At 64.6% G+C, this 14,842-nt stretch carries 15 protein-coding genes; 5 read left to right on the top strand and 10 right to left on the bottom strand.

Translation table 11 applies throughout. From position 1 onward, the window contains the following. The first annotated feature begins 44 nt into the window (after positions 1-44). A complete protein-coding gene (gene sdhA / locus AOZ07_RS04035) occupies positions 45-1,832 on the top strand; it encodes a succinate dehydrogenase flavoprotein subunit (protein ID WP_060700824.1) in 1,788 nt (595 codons plus the stop codon). Further along, on the top strand, positions 1,832-2,614 hold the full coding sequence (locus tag AOZ07_RS04030) for a succinate dehydrogenase iron-sulfur subunit (protein WP_060700823.1): 783 nt from the start codon (positions 1,832-1,834) through the stop codon (positions 2,612-2,614). The genes sdhA and AOZ07_RS04030 overlap by 1 nt, the downstream gene beginning before the upstream one ends. A 65-nt stretch (positions 2,615-2,679) precedes the next feature. On the opposite strand, the gene AOZ07_RS04025 is transcribed toward AOZ07_RS04030, so the two are convergent. The 8 genes from AOZ07_RS04025 to AOZ07_RS03990 all read right to left on the bottom strand — a co-directional run bounded on the left by AOZ07_RS04025 (position 2,680) and on the right by AOZ07_RS03990 (position 10,133). Then, a complete protein-coding gene (locus tag AOZ07_RS04025; protein ID WP_236995261.1) occupies positions 2,680-4,002 on the bottom strand; it encodes a cation:dicarboxylate symporter family transporter in 1,323 nt (440 codons plus the stop codon). 197 nt (positions 4,003-4,199) lie between these two features. Continuing rightward, positions 4,200-5,297: a tartrate dehydrogenase gene (locus tag AOZ07_RS04020; protein WP_060700822.1), complete on the bottom strand. Its 1,098-nt coding sequence runs from the start codon at positions 5,295-5,297 to the stop codon at positions 4,200-4,202. A 114-nt stretch (positions 5,298-5,411) separates the two neighbouring features. After that, positions 5,412-6,317, bottom strand: coding sequence for a LysR family transcriptional regulator (locus AOZ07_RS04015; RefSeq protein WP_060700821.1), 906 nt, complete (start codon positions 6,315-6,317; stop codon positions 5,412-5,414). A 7-nt stretch (positions 6,318-6,324) separates the two neighbouring features. Further along, complete coding sequence (locus AOZ07_RS04010) at positions 6,325-6,828, bottom strand: 2'-5' RNA ligase family protein (protein WP_060700820.1); 504 nt, start codon at positions 6,826-6,828, stop codon at positions 6,325-6,327. After that, a complete protein-coding gene (gene trpS / locus AOZ07_RS04005; protein WP_060700819.1) occupies positions 6,828-7,844 on the bottom strand; it encodes a tryptophan--tRNA ligase in 1,017 nt (338 codons plus the stop codon). The genes AOZ07_RS04010 and trpS overlap by 1 nt, the downstream gene beginning before the upstream one ends. Positions 7,845-7,854: 10 nt before the next feature. Continuing rightward, the gene (locus AOZ07_RS04000) at positions 7,855-8,670 is read right to left on the bottom strand and encodes an exodeoxyribonuclease III (protein ID WP_098945536.1); all 816 of its coding nucleotides are present in this window, start codon (positions 8,668-8,670) and stop codon (positions 7,855-7,857) included. A gap of 119 nt (positions 8,671-8,789) precedes the next feature. After that, positions 8,790-9,287 carry a hypothetical protein gene (locus AOZ07_RS03995; RefSeq protein WP_060700817.1) on the bottom strand — a complete coding sequence of 166 codons (498 nt, stop codon included), beginning with the start codon at positions 9,285-9,287 and terminating at the stop codon, positions 8,790-8,792. 69 nt (positions 9,288-9,356) lie between these two features. Further along, positions 9,357-10,133, bottom strand: coding sequence for a GAP family protein (locus AOZ07_RS03990; RefSeq protein WP_060700816.1), 777 nt, complete (start codon positions 10,131-10,133; stop codon positions 9,357-9,359). 110 nt (positions 10,134-10,243) lie between these two features. Here AOZ07_RS03990 and AOZ07_RS03985 point away from each other — a divergent pair, with 110 nt between their 5' ends. Continuing rightward, positions 10,244-11,410 (top strand): sensor histidine kinase, encoded by a 1,167-nt coding sequence (locus AOZ07_RS03985; RefSeq protein ID WP_060700815.1) that lies wholly within the window; start codon positions 10,244-10,246, stop codon positions 11,408-11,410. Further along, complete coding sequence (locus AOZ07_RS03980) at positions 11,407-12,075, top strand: response regulator (RefSeq protein ID WP_060700814.1); 669 nt, start codon at positions 11,407-11,409, stop codon at positions 12,073-12,075. The genes AOZ07_RS03985 and AOZ07_RS03980 overlap by 4 nt, the downstream gene beginning before the upstream one ends. Here the strand turns inward: AOZ07_RS03980 and AOZ07_RS03975 are convergent. Both AOZ07_RS03975 and AOZ07_RS03970 read right to left on the bottom strand, forming a co-directional pair. Further along, the gene (locus AOZ07_RS03975; RefSeq protein WP_060700813.1) at positions 12,023-12,379 is read right to left on the bottom strand and encodes a VOC family protein; all 357 of its coding nucleotides are present in this window, start codon (positions 12,377-12,379) and stop codon (positions 12,023-12,025) included. The genes AOZ07_RS03980 and AOZ07_RS03975 overlap by 53 nt on opposite strands. Positions 12,380-12,411: 32 nt before the next feature. Next, positions 12,412-13,311 (bottom strand): LysR substrate-binding domain-containing protein, encoded by a 900-nt coding sequence (locus AOZ07_RS03970; RefSeq protein ID WP_060700812.1) that lies wholly within the window; start codon positions 13,309-13,311, stop codon positions 12,412-12,414. Between the two features lie 123 nt (positions 13,312-13,434). Between AOZ07_RS03970 and AOZ07_RS03965 the strand changes: the two genes are divergently transcribed. Beyond that, positions 13,435-14,817 (top strand): MFS transporter, encoded by a 1,383-nt coding sequence (locus AOZ07_RS03965; RefSeq protein ID WP_060700811.1) that lies wholly within the window; start codon positions 13,435-13,437, stop codon positions 14,815-14,817. Positions 14,818-14,842 lie beyond the last annotated feature (25 nt).

Genomic DNA, 14,842 nt, shown 5'->3' with positions numbered 1-14,842 from the left:
TCAGCCGATAGCCAGATAGATTTTTAGAAAAGAGAGCATCAAGAATGCAGGTACATAAGTACGACGTAGTCATCGTCGGTGCCGGTGGTGCAGGCATGCGTGCAGCGATCGAATCCGGTCAGCGCGCACGCACCGCAGTGCTAACCAAGCTTTACCCAACCCGCTCGCACACCGGTGCAGCCCAGGGCGGCATGTGCGCAGCACTTGCCAACGTCGAGGAAGACAACTGGGAATGGCACACCTTCGACACCATCAAGGGTGGCGACTACCTGGTTGACCAGGACGCAGCCGAGGTCATGGCCAAGGAAGCCATCGACGCCGTGCTCGACCTGGAAAAGATGGGTCTGCCGTTCAACCGCACCCCAGAGGGCAAGATCGACCAGCGCCGTTTCGGTGGCCACACCCGCGACCACGGCAAGGCCGCCGTGCGCCGCGCCTGCTACGCCGCCGACCGCACCGGCCACATGATCCTGCAGACCCTGTACCAAAACTGCGTCAAGCACAACGTCGAGTTCTACAACGAGTACTACGTGCTGGACCTGCTGATGGTTGAAGAGGATGCCTACCGCGAGGACGGCACCGCCTACAAGCAGAAGCGCGTCGCCGGCGTGGTCTCCTACGACCTGGCCACCGGCGAGCTGCACGTCTTCCAGGCGAAGTCCGTGGTCTTCGCCTCGGGCGGCGCCGGCAAGGTCTTCAAGACCACGTCCAACGCGCACACCCTGACCGGCGACGGCATGTCCATCGCCTTCCGTTCGGGCCTGCCGCTGGAGGACATGGAATTCTTCCAGTTCCACCCAACAGGCCTTGCAGGCCTGGGCATTCTGCTCACCGAGGGTGCACGTGGCGAAGGCGCCATCCTGCGCAACTCGGATGGCGAGCGCTTCATGGAGCGCTACGCTCCAACCATCAAGGACCTCGCACCTCGCGACATCGTGGCCCGCGCCATGGCCAACGAGGTTCGCGAAGGCCGCGGTTGCGGTCCAAACAAGGACTACGTGCTCCTTGACCTGACCCACTTGGAACCAGAGCACATCGAATCCAAGCTGCCTGACATCACCGAATTCGCCCGCACCTACCTGGGCGTGGAGCCATTCACCGATCCAGTGCCGGTGTACCCCACCGCTCACTACGCCATGGGCGGCGTGCCAACCAACATCAACACCGAGGTGCTGCAGGACAACGACACCGTCGTTCCAGGCCTGTTCGCTGCCGGCGAGGTTGCCTGCGTTTCGGTGCACGGCTCCAACCGCCTGGGCACCAACTCGCTGCTGGACATCAACGTGTTCGGCAAGCGCGCCGGTGTGGCAGCTGCCGAGTACTCCAAGACTGCCGACTTCGTCGAGCTGCCGGAGAACCCGGAAGCATTTGTCATCGACCAGATCGAAGGAGTGCTCACCGGCAACGGCACTGAGCGCGTCTCCGACCTGCGCTCGACCCTGCAGGAGACCATGGACGCCAACGTCCAGGTGTTCCGCGACGAGCGTTCGCTGAAGGAAGCACGCGACGTGATCGAGGATCTGCGCCGCCGCTACAAGAACATCAGCGTCCAGGACAAGGGCAAGCGCTTCAACCTGGACCTGCTCGAAGCCATCGAACTGGGCTTCCTGCTCGACTTGGCCGAGGTCATCACCGTTGCAGCCCTGCACCGCAAGGAATCCCGCGGCGGCCACTACCGCGAAGACTTCCCGGACCGCGACGACGAGAACTTCATGAAGCACTCGATGTCCTACCGCGATGGCGAAGCCGTCACCGAGGACATCAAGGGCATCCGCATGGAGACCAAGCCAGTGGTCTTTACCCGTTACCAGCCAATGGAGCGTAAGTACTAATGAGCACCGAACTGCCAGAACCAGCGTCAAAGATCGAGCTGAAGCCAGGTGTTGGCGGCGGCGGAGAAATCCCAAGCTTCGACATCACCCTGCGCGTTCGCCGCTACCTGCCAGAAGCCACCGCGGATGCCTATTGGGAAGACTTCAAGCTGACCATGTACGGCACCGACCGCGTGCTCGACGCCCTGCACAAGGTCAAGTGGGAGCAGGACGGCACGCTGTCCTTCCGCCGCTCCTGCGCCCACGGCGTCTGCGGCTCCGATGCCATGCGCATCAACGGCCGCAACCGCCTGGCTTGCAAGACCCTGCTCAAGGACCTGGACACCTCCAAGCCGATCACCGTTGAAGCCATCAAGGGCCTGCCCCTTGAAAAGGACCTCATCGTCGACATGGAACCGTTCTTCCAGTCCTACCGCGAGATCATGCCATTCCTGATCTCCAAGGACCACGAGCCAACCAAGGAGCGCTACCAGTCCGCCGAGGACCGCGAGCGCTTCGACGACACCACCAAGTGCATCCTGTGCGCCGCGTGCACCAGCTCCTGCCCGGTGTTCTGGACCGATGGCCAGTACTTCGGCCCGGCTGCGATCGTGAACGCACACCGCTTCATCTTCGACTCCCGCGATGATGCCGGCGACATGCGCCTGGAGATCCTGAACGACAAGGAAGGCGTGTGGCGCTGCCGCACCACCTTCAACTGCTCCGAAGCATGCCCACGCGGCATCCAGGTGACCAAGGCCATCGCCGAGGTCAAGCAGGCAATCCTCTCGCGCACCATCTAGGAACGCAGAGCAAAGGCCCGAACCAGTTCAAACTGGTTCGGGCCTTTATTGCATCCCCGGGCTGCCTAGCGGATCACGGCTCCGGTCAGGGCCCCGGATTGTGCCGGCCCTGCCCGCAGGCCCTGTGGCACGCGCACCGGCTCGGACTGGCCAGTCTCCGCCCCGGTTGCTTCCACAGCCTCCAGCGGCGGTACGTCTTCGCCATTAAAAACTGCTCGCACTCGCTCGATGTCCAAGGACTTGTCCCACCAGGCGATGAACAAGGTCGCCACCGCATTGCCGCAGAAATTCACCAGCGCCCGGCATTCGGACATGAACTTGTCGATGCCGAAGATCAGCATGATTCCGGCGGCCGGAATCGTCCCAAGGGTGCTCAGGGTGGCGGTCAGCGCAATGAATCCCCCTCCGGCCACACCGGCTGCGCCCTTGGAAGTCAAGAGCATCACCGCCAGCATGCCCAGCTGCTGCCCGATGCTCAAATCCGTATTGGTGGCCTGGGCGATGTAAACCGCGGCCAGCGAGAGGTAGATCGCTGCGCCGTCCAGATTGAAGCTGTATCCGGTGGGAACAACCAGGCCGACCGTTTCCTTCTTGACCCCGGCATGCTGCAGCTTTTTCATCAGCCCGGGCAACGCCGGTTCTGCCGTCGAGGTACCGAGGATGAGCAGCAATTCCTCCCTGAAGTGGCGCAGCATCTTGAAGATGTTCAGCCCTAGAAAGGCCATGATGCCGCCGAGGAAGAACACGACAAATACCAGCGAGGTTCCATAGAACAGGAGAATCAGCCAGCCGAGGCTGGAAAGCGTCTCCACGCCATACTTGCCCACCGCGAAGGCCATCGCGCCGAAGGCACCCAGTGGAGCGGCTTTCATGATGAAGTTCAAGACCTTGAAGATCACCGTGGTCAGCCGCTGCACCATTTCCAGCACCGGCTCCCCGATCTTGCCCACGGAGTTGATGGCGATGCCCACCACCACGGCCATGAAGATGATCTGCAGGATATCGCCCTCCACGAAGGGCGAGACCATGGATCCTGGAATGATGTGCGTGATGAATTCCCACCATTGCAGGTTTTGGCCCTGGTCGATCAGGTCGGCGGCTTTGCCGGAGGTTTCGATCTTTGCCGGATCCGCGTTCACTCCATCGCCCAGGCGGAAGATGTTGATGGCCACCAAGCCCAGCACCATGGCGCAGATCGTGCCGATCTGGAAATATCCCAGGGCCTTGAGCCCGGTGGCGCCGACCTTCTTCAGGTCGGCGACCCCGGCGATCCCGCCAACGATGGTCAGGAACACGATCGGGCCAATGAGCATCTTCATCGCCTCGACGAAGGTGGTGCCTATCGGCTGCATGGCTTGCCCGGTGTCCGGCGCCAGCCAGCCAGCCAACGATAATCCCGGCGACAATCGCCATCAAGACCCAAAAATACAATTGCTTGTACCAGCGCTTGCGCACCGGCACAGTGTGCTCAGTGGTGTTCTGCATTATTCCTACCTCGTTGTTGGAAAGAGCTCGGCGTGGCTGTTCTATGGCGTGGCAGCCGGCCTCGACATGCTGCGGAGGGCCGGTGCCCGCGCCGGTGCTTCTAGACGGCGGCCAGGGTGCTGCTCAGCGCCTCGACAATCGCTTCGGTGACTTCGCTGGTGCCCGAGGTGCCGCCGATGTCCGCAGTGAGCCTGCCGGCAGCAGTGGCCGCTTCGATGGCTGCTTCCAGGCGGCGGGCTTCATCGTCCAGGCCGAAATGCTCCAGCATCAGCGCGGCACTGGCAATGGCGCCGATCGGGTTGCAGATTCCCTTGCCGGCAATGTCCGGGGCGGTCCCATGCACCGGTTCGAACATCGAGGGGAAGCGGCGTTCGGGGTTCAGATTTGCGCTCGCTGCCAGTCCCAGGCTTCCGGACAGGGCCGAGCCCAGATCGGACAGGATGTCGGCGTTGAGGTTCGAAGCGACCACCACCGAGAGGTCCTCCGGGTTCAGGATGAACTTGGCGCTCATCGCATCGACCAGCACGCTTTCGGTGCGCACGTCCGGGTAGTCGAGCGCCACGCGCTGGAAGACTTCGTCCCAGAGCACCATCCCGTACTGCTGGGCATTGGACTTGGTCACCGACGAGACCTTCTTGACCGTGCGGGTGCGGGCCAGGTCGAAGGCGAAACGAATGATGCGCTCGCATCCCTTGTCGCTGAACAGGGCGGTCTGCAGGGCGATCTCATTGCCCGGGCCACGCCCTGACAGGTTGCGCCCGCCCAGCCCGGCATATTCGCCTTCGCTGTTTTCGCGCACGACGATCCAATCCAGCTCCGTGTCATCGGCCTTGCGCAGCGGGGAGGTCACCCCGGGCAGGAATTTCACCGGGCGGATATTCGCCCACTGGTCGAAGTTCTGCGTGATGTTCAGTCGCAGGCCCCAGAGGCTGATATGGTCGGGAACGTTCTCCCAGCCCACGGCCCCGAAATAGATGGAGTCGAAGTCCTTCAGGGTATCCAGGCCTGCCGGGTCCATCATCACCCCGTGCTCTGCGTAGTACTCGCAGCCCCAGGGGAATTCTGTCCATTCAAAGGCGAACTTGCCAGCGGATTGCCCGGCCATGGCGTCCAGCACTCGACGCCCAGCGGCAACAACTTCCTTGCCGACGCCGTCGGCGGGGATTGAAGCTATCTTAAAGGTCCTGGTCGAGCCCATCGGTCTTTCCTCCTGATACAAAGTGTTCCGCGTCACAAGCGGCTTGGTATCAATTAGACCGGCGTGCTTCGAGTACGTCTAAGACCAGGATTGCATCCGCTGGATAGGCAAAACCTATATGGACTGTTCAGACACGGTATCGGCATAGGCGCCGGCAACACCGAGGAACGCTTGCGCCGCGGGAGTCAGGTCGCTCTTCCTGCTGACCAGCGCAACATGCAGTTCAGTGGCCGGCTCCAGGCGCGCAATGCGCAACCCCAATTTGCGAGCCAGGGGCGCCCACGAAATTGGGAGGATGGCATGCCCCGCTCCTGCCAGCACCAGGGGCAGGACCGAGCTTCGATGGGCCACTTCGGCGGCGATTTCAACATCAATCCCGTCGGCCCGCAAATCGTCGACCAGCGCGCGCATGAGCGAGCCACGCTGCGAAATGACAATCCGCTGGCCGCCCAAATCCGCGCCGGCAATCACTTCGCGGTCGCCAAAATCATCAATTTCGGGGTTGATCACCAATACCAATGGCTGGCGCTCGAGCTGCACGACATCCACCTCGGGCGCTGAGATGGGCTTGTCGGAACCGAGCAAGCCGATCTCGGCGCCGCCGCTTCGAACCGCGCTGATGACATCCTCCGCGGTGAAGGCCGCCGAGGTGCTCAGCGCGACCCGCGGATACTGCCGGGAGTAGCTGGCAATCAACGTGGTCAGCGGTTCAACAGCCGGCGAAGGCATGGCGGTGAGTTCCAGCCGGCCATGGCGCACGCCCTTGAGCGAAGCCATCGTTGACTGCGCCGCTTCCAGATCGCGCACTACCAGCCGTGCCGGGCCCACCAGTTCCTTGCCAGCGTCGCTGAGCAGGGAGCGCCGGCCCACCCGGTGGAAAAGCGGGACACCGACTTCGTGCTCCAGGGCCTTGATGGTCTGCGACAACGAGGGCTGGGCGATCATCAATTGCTCGGCAGCCCTGCTGAAGCCTTCGTAATCCACGACCGCCAGAAAATAGCGCAGCTGCCGAACGTCCATGTTCCTCCTAGCCCAGGGCGATGTCCTCGCTGAGGTTCCATTCGCCGCCGCGCGTATCAAAAAGCTGCACCTGGTCGGCCTCGAAGGCCATCTGCACCTGGGCCAATCGGGCCTGCGCGGCATCCAGCTGCTGCGCCGGCACGTTTTGCGCGATGGTCAGGTGCGGATGGTAGGCGAAGCCCGATTCGTGGCGCAGCGCATCGCCCAGCAGCTGCCGATGCAGCGCCCAGCATTGATCGGCCCCGGAGAGCAATGGCAGGTACACCACGTCGCTGGCCGGGCGGAAGGTGCGCGCCGCGCCCAGCTCGATGGTGAACGGCTTCATGCCCGAAGCCACCTGGCGCACCTGCGCGGCGGCCTTCTCCCAGGTATTGAGGTAGGACCCGGAGACCAGGGTGATATGCGGGGCGATCGGCTCGGTGGCCGCTCCCCCGAATTCCTGGCGCCACGCGCGCAAGGCATCCCGGTGCGGCTGCGGCACCGGGATCACTACGCCCAGGGTGTATTCCATCAGATTCCCAGCGGCGGCAGGAAGCCGACCTTCTGGTAGACATCGGCCACGGTCTTCGAGGCCACTTCCCGCGCCTTGGCCGCACCGGCCAGCAGCAGGCGGTCCAGCTCGGCCGGATCGTCGAGCAGCTCCAGGGTGCGGGTGCGGATCGGGGTCAGCCGCTCGACCACGGCGTCGGCCACGGCCACCTTCAGGTGCCCGTACATCTTGCCTTCGAACTCGGTCACCAGTTCCGGCACGTGCTTGCCGGTCACGGCGGCCAGGATGTCCAGCAGGTTCGAAACGCCCGGCTTCTCGGACCGGTCGTAGGCCACCACGGAGCCGGCATCGGTGACCGCGGACTTGATGCGCTTGGCGATCTGCTTCGGGTCGTCGAGCACATTGATCAGGCCCGCCGGGGACTCGGCGGACTTGGACATCTTGGAGGTCGGGTTCTGCAGGTCGTAGATCCGCGCGCCCTCCTTGGGGATGAAGGCCTCGGGCACCACGAAGGTTTCGCCGAAGCGGTGGTTGAAGCGCTTGGCCAGGTCGCGGGCCAGCTCCACGTGCTGGCGCTGGTCATCGCCCACCGGCACGCCCTGCGGCTGGTAGAGCAGGATGTCCGCGGCCATCAGGATCGGGTAGGTGAACAGCCCGACGCTGGCGGCATCCGCGCCGCCCTTGGAGGACTTGTCCTTGAACTGGGTCATGCGGCTGGCTTCGCCGAAACCGGTGATGCAGTTGAGCACCCAGGCCAGCTGCGCGTGCTCGGGCACCTGCGACTGGACGAACAGGGTGGACTTCTGGACGTCGATGCCGCCGGCGATGTACTGGGCGGCGGTGACGCGGGTGCGGTTGCGCAGGTCTTCGGGATCCTGGGCCACGGTGATCGCGTGCATGTCCGGGATGAAGAAGAACGAATCGTGGTCGTCCTGGGTCTTGACCCAGTTGACCAGCGCGCCCAGGTAGTTGCCAAGGTGCAGCGAATCAGCCGATGGCTGCATGCCGGACAGGACGCGGGAACGGGTTGTTTGCATGGGAATCCTTCTAGAACTGGTAGTCGACGACCAGCGGTGCGTGGTCGGAGAAGCGCAAATCGTAGGCCGAGGCACGGTCTACGTGGGACTTGATGGCCTTGCCGGCAAGGGCGGGCGTGGCCATTTGGTAGTCAATGCGCCAACCGGCATCGTTGTCGAAGGCCTGCCCGCGGAAGGACCACCAGGTGTAGGGGCCCTGGGTCTCGCCGGCGAGCTCGCGCGCCACATCCTTGTAGCCGATTTCCGGCCCGAAGAAGCCGTCGAAGTAGGCGATCTCCTCGTCCATCACGCCGGCGCGCTTATTGTGGTTCGGCTTCCAGTTCTTGATGTCCTTTTCGGTGTGCACGACGTTCAAATCGCCCACCACCAGCACATGGTCCTTCTCGTTCTTCAGCTCCACCAGGCGCACGTTCATGCGCTGCAGGAAGCGGTACTTGTCGACCTGCTTCTGGGTGCCCAGCTCGCCGGAGTGCACGTAGGCGGAGACCACGGTGAAGATCTCGCCGTTGACTTCGAAGTCCGCTTCCACCCAGCGTCCGGCGTCGGCGAAGTAGTCCTCGCCGATATTTTCGCGCACGGCCACCGGCTGCGTGCGCGAGAGCACGGCCACCCCGGCCCGTCCCTTGTCCTTGGCCTCGGCATGCAGGATATGCCAGCCCTCGCCGATCAGGTCGCGCAGGATCGCATCCGGTGCGCGGACCTCCTGCAGGCAGAGGATGTCCACGTCGCGGGCGGCGATCCAGTCGGCCATATTGCGCTTGTAGGCGGCGCGAATGCCGTTGACGTTGACCGACGCGACGCGCAGTGCGCCGGCGTCCTTGCTCAGAATTTCCACGCTGGTAGGTATCACCTAACCAGCTTACAAAATTCTGCGCCCAATTACGCGCTGTTCGCCCCTGCGCCGGGGCAAACAAAAAGGGCAACGCATGTGCGTTGCCCTCGAAGCTAGTCGATGATTTCGCCGTCCATCGGCGTGGCCGGCTTGATCATGTCCCGCGCATTGGCCGCGGTCATCTGGATTGTCTCCAGCGCCCGGTCGATCATCGCCTCGGACTCGGGGCCCTTGGCCTCGCGCTGCTCGGAGACCACCCGGGCCTGGACCTGGACGATCTTGAAGGAGTGGTCCAGCTTCATATCGCGCTGGCTGGTGGATTCATCCACCACAACCGTGCCGGACTGGGCCCGCGGGGTGGCCGCGGCGGTTGCCTCGCGCAGCGAGTTGTTGATCTTCTCGGCCCCGCGCTTGAGGCCAAACATCATGAAGGCGGCCAGCAGCAGCCAACCGGCGGAGATGACGACAACAAACCAGCCGACGATCTCATTGGAGTTGGCGGCGAAGACTACCGCCACCAGAAGAACGATGACCATGACGGACATTGCCAAAGTTGAGGCGTTGAGGGTGACTTTTTTGCCCTGCTTCGCGCTGCTGCCTAGAGGTTCCATAGCACCAATTCTCGCACCACCTGCCCACCGCAGGCCAATTGGCGGCCCGCGCTTTCGCCCACAGCGTGGCTAGCCGAACAAGCTGTGCAGGTCCTGCCCGGAAAGCGATGCGCGAATCAGCAGGAATCCGCCAATGCCCACCACCCAGCCCAGGGTTTCCTGGGCGTAGGCGCCTGCTTTGTCCCCGAGCTTTTGCATCCAGTGCTCGATCCGTGCGCCGGCCAGCGCGCGGGCAGCCACCAGCAGCAATGCCGGGACGATCATGACCAGGCAGTAGCCAGCCAGCGCCGCCAGCTGCAGGCCGGCACTCCAGCCGGTGCCCTGCATGACGCCCACTGCGGCCAGGTAGGGCAGCATCGTGGGAAGCTCCAAGAGGCCCGCGAACAGGGCCAGGGCGATCAACCCGGTGCGGGTATCCAGCGCTGCGCCCACCCGGCCGCGCAAGCGGCGCGGCAGCGGTGCCGATTCGGAAGCCGGTTCCAGTCCCTGGGCTGGCCCTCCGGCAGGCGCCTTGGCCTTCTTCCGGGCGCTGGCCTGTTTTTGCGCATCGGTGCGGTAGGACAGCGCCCAGATGATCATCAGCGCACCAACCGCCAAACCAGCCAGCCTGGAGAACCGGTGCTCGAAGATCCCCGGATCGACCAGCAGCAGCCCGCTGCGCAGCAGCACCCCGACGCCCCAGTAGAAGACCGCGATCACCCCCAGATAGACCAGCACCTTGACGATGGCCTCGCGCCGCCCGCGCAGCAGCAGCCACAGCGGAATGACCAGGGTGCCGATGCTGGTCGAGTCGATCAGCGCCAGGATGACCAGGGAAAGTTCGGGATGGCCCGTCATGATGTCCATGGCTTCCACTGTTCCGCGGCTGGCTGCCTCGCGGTATCGGCCGGTGGGCTGGGCGTTCTCCTCCTTAAGGGGGATACCCGGTGGCTGGCGGATCGGGGATGCTTGAAAGCATGAACTTCATTCGGCGGATGGGCAGCGGCGACAAGGAGCCGGAGGTCGCCGGCACCTACCTGGTTCTGGTCGTCATCCTGCATCTGGCCGGCGTGGCCAATTCGCCGTTGATCCCGGACAGCGGCGTTGAATGGATCCTTCTGCTGCTGCTTGGCGCGGGCGCGATCCTCATTCGCCGCCGCTGGCTGCTGCCCAGCACCGTGGCCTTGGCGCTCTGCGGGCTGGGGATGCTCGCGGTGGGAAGCATCGGCGGCTATTTCCTGGTCTTTGAATGCATTTTCGGGTCGTTCCTCCTCGGGTCGGCCCGGGTCCGAACCGTGATGTTCTTCGTCTTGGCAGCAGCTGCCCTGTCGCTGGCGATCGCCAGCTGGCTGGCGACGCGGAACCTGCAGGAGGTGGTGCTGAGCCTGTTCATGGCCGGCTTCGTCCTGTTCATCCCGATGCTCTGGGCCGAGAATGTGCGCACTGCCAAGGAACTGGCCAGAGCTGAATCCCAGCGGGCGCACGCCCTGCAGACGGCGGCCATGGCGCGTGAAGACCGCCTGGTGGCCGAGCATCATGCTGCGCGGATCGAAGAACGCACCGCCTTGGCCCGCGAGATGCATGATGTGCTTTCGGCCAGGTTCTCTTCCATTGCCTTGCTTTCCGGGGCGCTCTTGCCCGCCGCCTCCCACAGCGCGCGAGGTCCCTTGCAGAGCATCCGCGACGAGTCCGTTTCAGGCCTTGAGGACATGGCGGGCATGGTGCGCATGCTGCATCAAGGCGGCCAGGCATTGCAGGCGCGCATCGAGGATCTGCCCGCAGTGGCTGCGGGCTTCGGCGAGCCGGTGCGCTGGGAGTACCGGGTCGAGGATCCGCAGCGCTTCAGCCCGGCGGTGCATACCGCCGCGCACCGCACGGTGTCCGAGCTGCTGGTCAATCATGCCAAGCATGCCCCCGATACGCTCTTGGAACTGAGCATCGTGCAGCACCACGGGTTGAGCATCGTGGCAAGGAACAGGATGCCCGGTGCGCCGGGATCGGATGCGCCGGGGGCCGGGATCGGGCTGCGCAATATCCGCACCCGGGTGGCAGCCCTGGATGGGCGGTTTGCGCTGCGCACCGGCGACGTGTTTGAAGCGCGGGTCGAATTCCCCGAGATCGCGCAAGGAGCGGCGAAGCCATGAAGGTCCTGATTGTTGACGACCACGCCACCGTCCGCATGGGCATCAGGCTGGTTTTGCAAGCCGCGGAGGATCTGGAAGTGATCGGCGAGGCGGCCGATGGGCGATCGGCCATCTCCATGGCCAAGGCCCTGTCCCCCGATGTCATCCTGATGGACCTGCGCATGCCGGTGCTCGATGGCATCGAAGCGACGAAGGCGCTGCATGGGTCCTGCGCCGTGGTGGTGCTGACAACCTTCGACGACGACGAGTACCTTTTTGGCGCGCTGCAGGCCGGGGCCCACGGCTTTTTGCTCAAAAGCGCGCAGCCGCAGGCGATCATCATGGCCGTGCGCGCGGCCGGCCGGGGTGAAGCGGTGCTGGATCCCCAGGTGACCTCGCGGATCCTGGCCCGTGCCCTGGCCCCGGAACCCGCCGGGGCGAAGCTGCCCGAGGGGCTGACGGCGCGCGAACGCGAAGTGCTCGACGGGCTGGCTCAGGGATTGAGCAACCCGCAATTGGCCCGGCACCTGGGCATCGGGCACAGCACGGTGAAAACGCACGTTTCGCAGGTGCTGGCCAAGCTCGGGGTCTCCACCCGGCTTCAGGCGGCAAGAATCGCCTTCGCGGCCGGTGCTACCAGCTCACCAGGCAGAAGGGATGATCCTGCGGATCCAGGTAGACCCTGAAGGTCTTGGAACCTTGGCCGGTGGCTTTGGCCCCCAGGTGCAGCACCTGCTCCTCGGCCAGGTCCAGGTCGGCGACTTTCACGTCGATATGGGCCTGCTGCGGGTGGATGTGCCCGGGCCATTGCGGTGCGACATAGGGGCTGACGGCTTGGAATGCGAGCGCCGGGTGGTCCGGGGCGTCGCCGATCGACACCCAGTCCGGCTCGTTGTCGATGCGTACCATCCCAAGGAGCTGTTCGTAGAATTCGGCCAGTGCATCGGGGTCCTCGCAGTCGAAGACCATGGCCTGCCATGTGCCAATCATGGCCCCATTATGCGCTCGGGTTCCGCCCGCGTCTACCAGGACTCAGCCATTGCGCAGATACAGTGGTCGATCAGCGCCTGCACCCGGGCGGGAATGCGCACCGAGCGCGGGGTGATGGCCACCACCGCGTTGGAATAGTTCGGCGCCTTCAGATCGCGGTAGGCCAGCGGCCGTCCCTCCACGGAGACCGCGGCGTTGTTCGGCCGGCGCATCAGCAGCCCGTAGCCCAGCCCGCGCCCGACCATGGCGGAGACCAGGATCATCTGCGGGACGGCGGCGGCGATTCTGGGTGACAGCCCCTGGGCGGCGAAGAGCTGCATCTGGTGATCGGTGCTCGGCTCCGACTCGTACATGATCAGCGGCTCTGGCGCGAGGTCCGCCAATTCCAGCGGCCGCTTCAGCTTGGCCAGCCGGTGTTCGGGGTGCAGCACCACCTGCATTTCGGTGCGGTACACCTGCTGCTTGTCCAGGTCCGCGGGCAGCGAGAGGTCGTAGACAAAGGCGACGTCCAGCTCCCCGGTGCGCAGGGCGGGCAGCAGCTCGTCGTGGGTGCCCACGCGCACTTCGAGCTGCACTTCGGGGTGGTCGAACCCCTCAAGCGTGGCCGGGATCAGGTGCGGGGAGAGCGAGGCAAAGCATCCGAAGCGCACCGGCCCGCGCAGCCTGCCGCCGGCCTGCGGGAAGGTGGCGCCCAGTTCCCCCACGTCGACCAGGATTTTCCGGGCCATCTGCGCGAAGTGGTGCCCGGAGGCGGTGAGGGAAAATCCGTGGGCCTTGCGGCGCAGGCACAGGCTCTCCCCGGCGAGGCGCTCGATCGCGGTAATCGCCTGCGACAGGGCCGATTCGGAGATCCGCAATTCGCTGGCGGCCGATCCGAGCGTGCTGTGCCCGGGCAGCTCGGCCATGATTTCCAGATGGCGCATCGAATACATAAGCCCGCCTTCAGAAGTTCTGCAGATATTTGAAGTTTACCTTACCTGTATCGGCTGTCACACTGAAGTGATCCACAACCCAGGGGCGAGCGGCAGCTGTGCCCCGCTCGCAAGGGAAGCTACATGAGAACAGCACACGCCGCCAAGGCGAACCAACGACGCGTCGCCTTCGCCACCGTCATCGGCACCACCGTGGAGTGGTACGACTTCTTCATCTACGCCACCGCCGCCGGCCTGGTCTTTTCCAAGCTCTTCTTCGAGCCGGCCGGCCAGGAGATCGCGCTGCTGATCTCCTTCGCCTCGGTGGGCCTGTCCTTCCTCTTCCGCCCGCTCGGCGCGTTTTTGGCCGGGCATTTTGGCGACAAGATCGGCCGCCGGGCCATGCTGGTGCTCACCCTGGCCCTGATGGGCGCCTCCACCACCCTGATCGGTGTGCTGCCGACCTACGAAACCGCCGGACTGTGGGCGCCGGTGCTGCTTCTGCTGCTGCGCATCCTGCAGGGCATTTCGGCCGGCGGCGAATGGGGCGGTGCCGTGCTGATGGCCGTCGAGCACGCGCCCGAAGGCCACCGCGGCCGCGCCGGCTCCTACCCGCAGGTGGGCGTGCCGCTGGGCATGCTGCTCGCCTCGGGCACCATGGCGCTGATGACCGGTGTCATCTCCCCCGGCGAGGCCTTCATGGCCTGGGGCTGGCGCGTGCCCTTCCTGGTCTCGATCGTGCTGATCCTGGTCGGCTACTTCGTCCGCCGCGCCGTGGACGAGTCCCCGGTTTTCGAGGAGATCGCTGAGCACAAGGCGCAGACCAATGTGCCGATCCTGGTGCTGTTCAAGAAGCACTGGCCGCTGGTGATCGTCGCGGCCCTGGTGTTCGCCGGCAACAATGCCGCCGGGTACATGACCACCGGCGGGTTCTTCCAGTCCTACACCACCAACCCCGAGGGCCCGGTCGGCCTGGAACGCACCGACGTGCTGCTCGCGGTTGCCTTCGGCGCGGCCATCTGGCTGGTCATGACGCTGGTGGCCGGGCTGCTGGCGGACAAGATCGGCCGCAAGCGCACCTACCAGTTGGGCTTCATCATCCTGGCGATCTCGCTGTTCCCGGTGTTCGCCCTGGTGAATTCCGGCTCGCTGGGCCTGCTCTACGTGGCCTTCGGGCTGTTCTCCATCGGCCTGGGCCTGACCTACGGCCCGCAGGCGGCCCTGTACTCCGAGCTCTTCCCCGCCTCGGTGCGCTTCTCCGGGGTCTCGATCTCCTACGCGATCGGCGCGATTGTCGGCGGCGCCTTCGCCCCGACCATTGCCCAGGCCCTGGTGCAGGCCACCGGCGGCACCACCGCGGTGGCCGTGTACCTGCTGATCGTGGTCGCAGTGTCCTTCATCGCGGTCAGCCTGATTCGCGATCGCTCCGGCATCGACTTGTCCTTCCGCAACCAGGCCGAGCAGGAAGTGGGCGCGCTGGTCTTCGATAAGCGTCCCAAACCCGTACAGCCAGCCGAGATGGTGTAATCAGCCAAGCCAGGGCCCGCTCTTC

The sequence above is a fragment of the Glutamicibacter halophytocola genome (assembly GCF_001302565.1).
In the GTDB taxonomy this organism is placed as follows: domain Bacteria; phylum Actinomycetota; class Actinomycetes; order Actinomycetales; family Micrococcaceae; genus Glutamicibacter; species Glutamicibacter halophytocola.
The sequence above is the reverse complement of the archived record's forward strand: the minus strand, read 5'-3'. Positions and strand labels throughout refer to the sequence as shown.

Excerpts from the sequence above, each read along its gene's own strand:
- sdhA (WP_060700824.1), top strand. The coding sequence starts at position 45 with ATGCAGGTACATAAGTACGACGTAGTCATCGTCGGTGCCGGTGGTGCA.
- AOZ07_RS04030 (WP_060700823.1), top strand. The coding sequence starts at position 1,832 with ATGAGCACCGAACTGCCAGAACCAGCGTCAAAGATCGAGCTGAAGCCA.
- AOZ07_RS04020 (WP_060700822.1), bottom strand. The coding sequence starts at position 5,297 with ATGGGCTCGACCAGGACCTTTAAGATAGCTTCAATCCCCGCCGACGGC.
- AOZ07_RS04015 (WP_060700821.1), bottom strand. The coding sequence starts at position 6,317 with ATGGACGTTCGGCAGCTGCGCTATTTTCTGGCGGTCGTGGATTACGAA.
- AOZ07_RS04010 (WP_060700820.1), bottom strand. The coding sequence starts at position 6,828 with ATGGAATACACCCTGGGCGTAGTGATCCCGGTGCCGCAGCCGCACCGG.
- trpS (WP_060700819.1), bottom strand. The coding sequence starts at position 7,844 with ATGCAAACAACCCGTTCCCGCGTCCTGTCCGGCATGCAGCCATCGGCT.
- AOZ07_RS03995 (WP_060700817.1), bottom strand. The coding sequence starts at position 9,287 with ATGGAACCTCTAGGCAGCAGCGCGAAGCAGGGCAAAAAAGTCACCCTC.
- AOZ07_RS03990 (WP_060700816.1), bottom strand. The coding sequence starts at position 10,133 with ATGGACATCATGACGGGCCATCCCGAACTTTCCCTGGTCATCCTGGCG.
- AOZ07_RS03985 (WP_060700815.1), top strand. The coding sequence starts at position 10,244 with ATGAACTTCATTCGGCGGATGGGCAGCGGCGACAAGGAGCCGGAGGTC.
- AOZ07_RS03980 (WP_060700814.1), top strand. The coding sequence starts at position 11,407 with ATGAAGGTCCTGATTGTTGACGACCACGCCACCGTCCGCATGGGCATC.
- AOZ07_RS03975 (WP_060700813.1), bottom strand. The coding sequence starts at position 12,379 with ATGATTGGCACATGGCAGGCCATGGTCTTCGACTGCGAGGACCCCGAT.
- AOZ07_RS03970 (WP_060700812.1), bottom strand. The coding sequence starts at position 13,311 with ATGTATTCGATGCGCCATCTGGAAATCATGGCCGAGCTGCCCGGGCAC.
- AOZ07_RS03965 (WP_060700811.1), top strand. The coding sequence starts at position 13,435 with ATGAGAACAGCACACGCCGCCAAGGCGAACCAACGACGCGTCGCCTTC.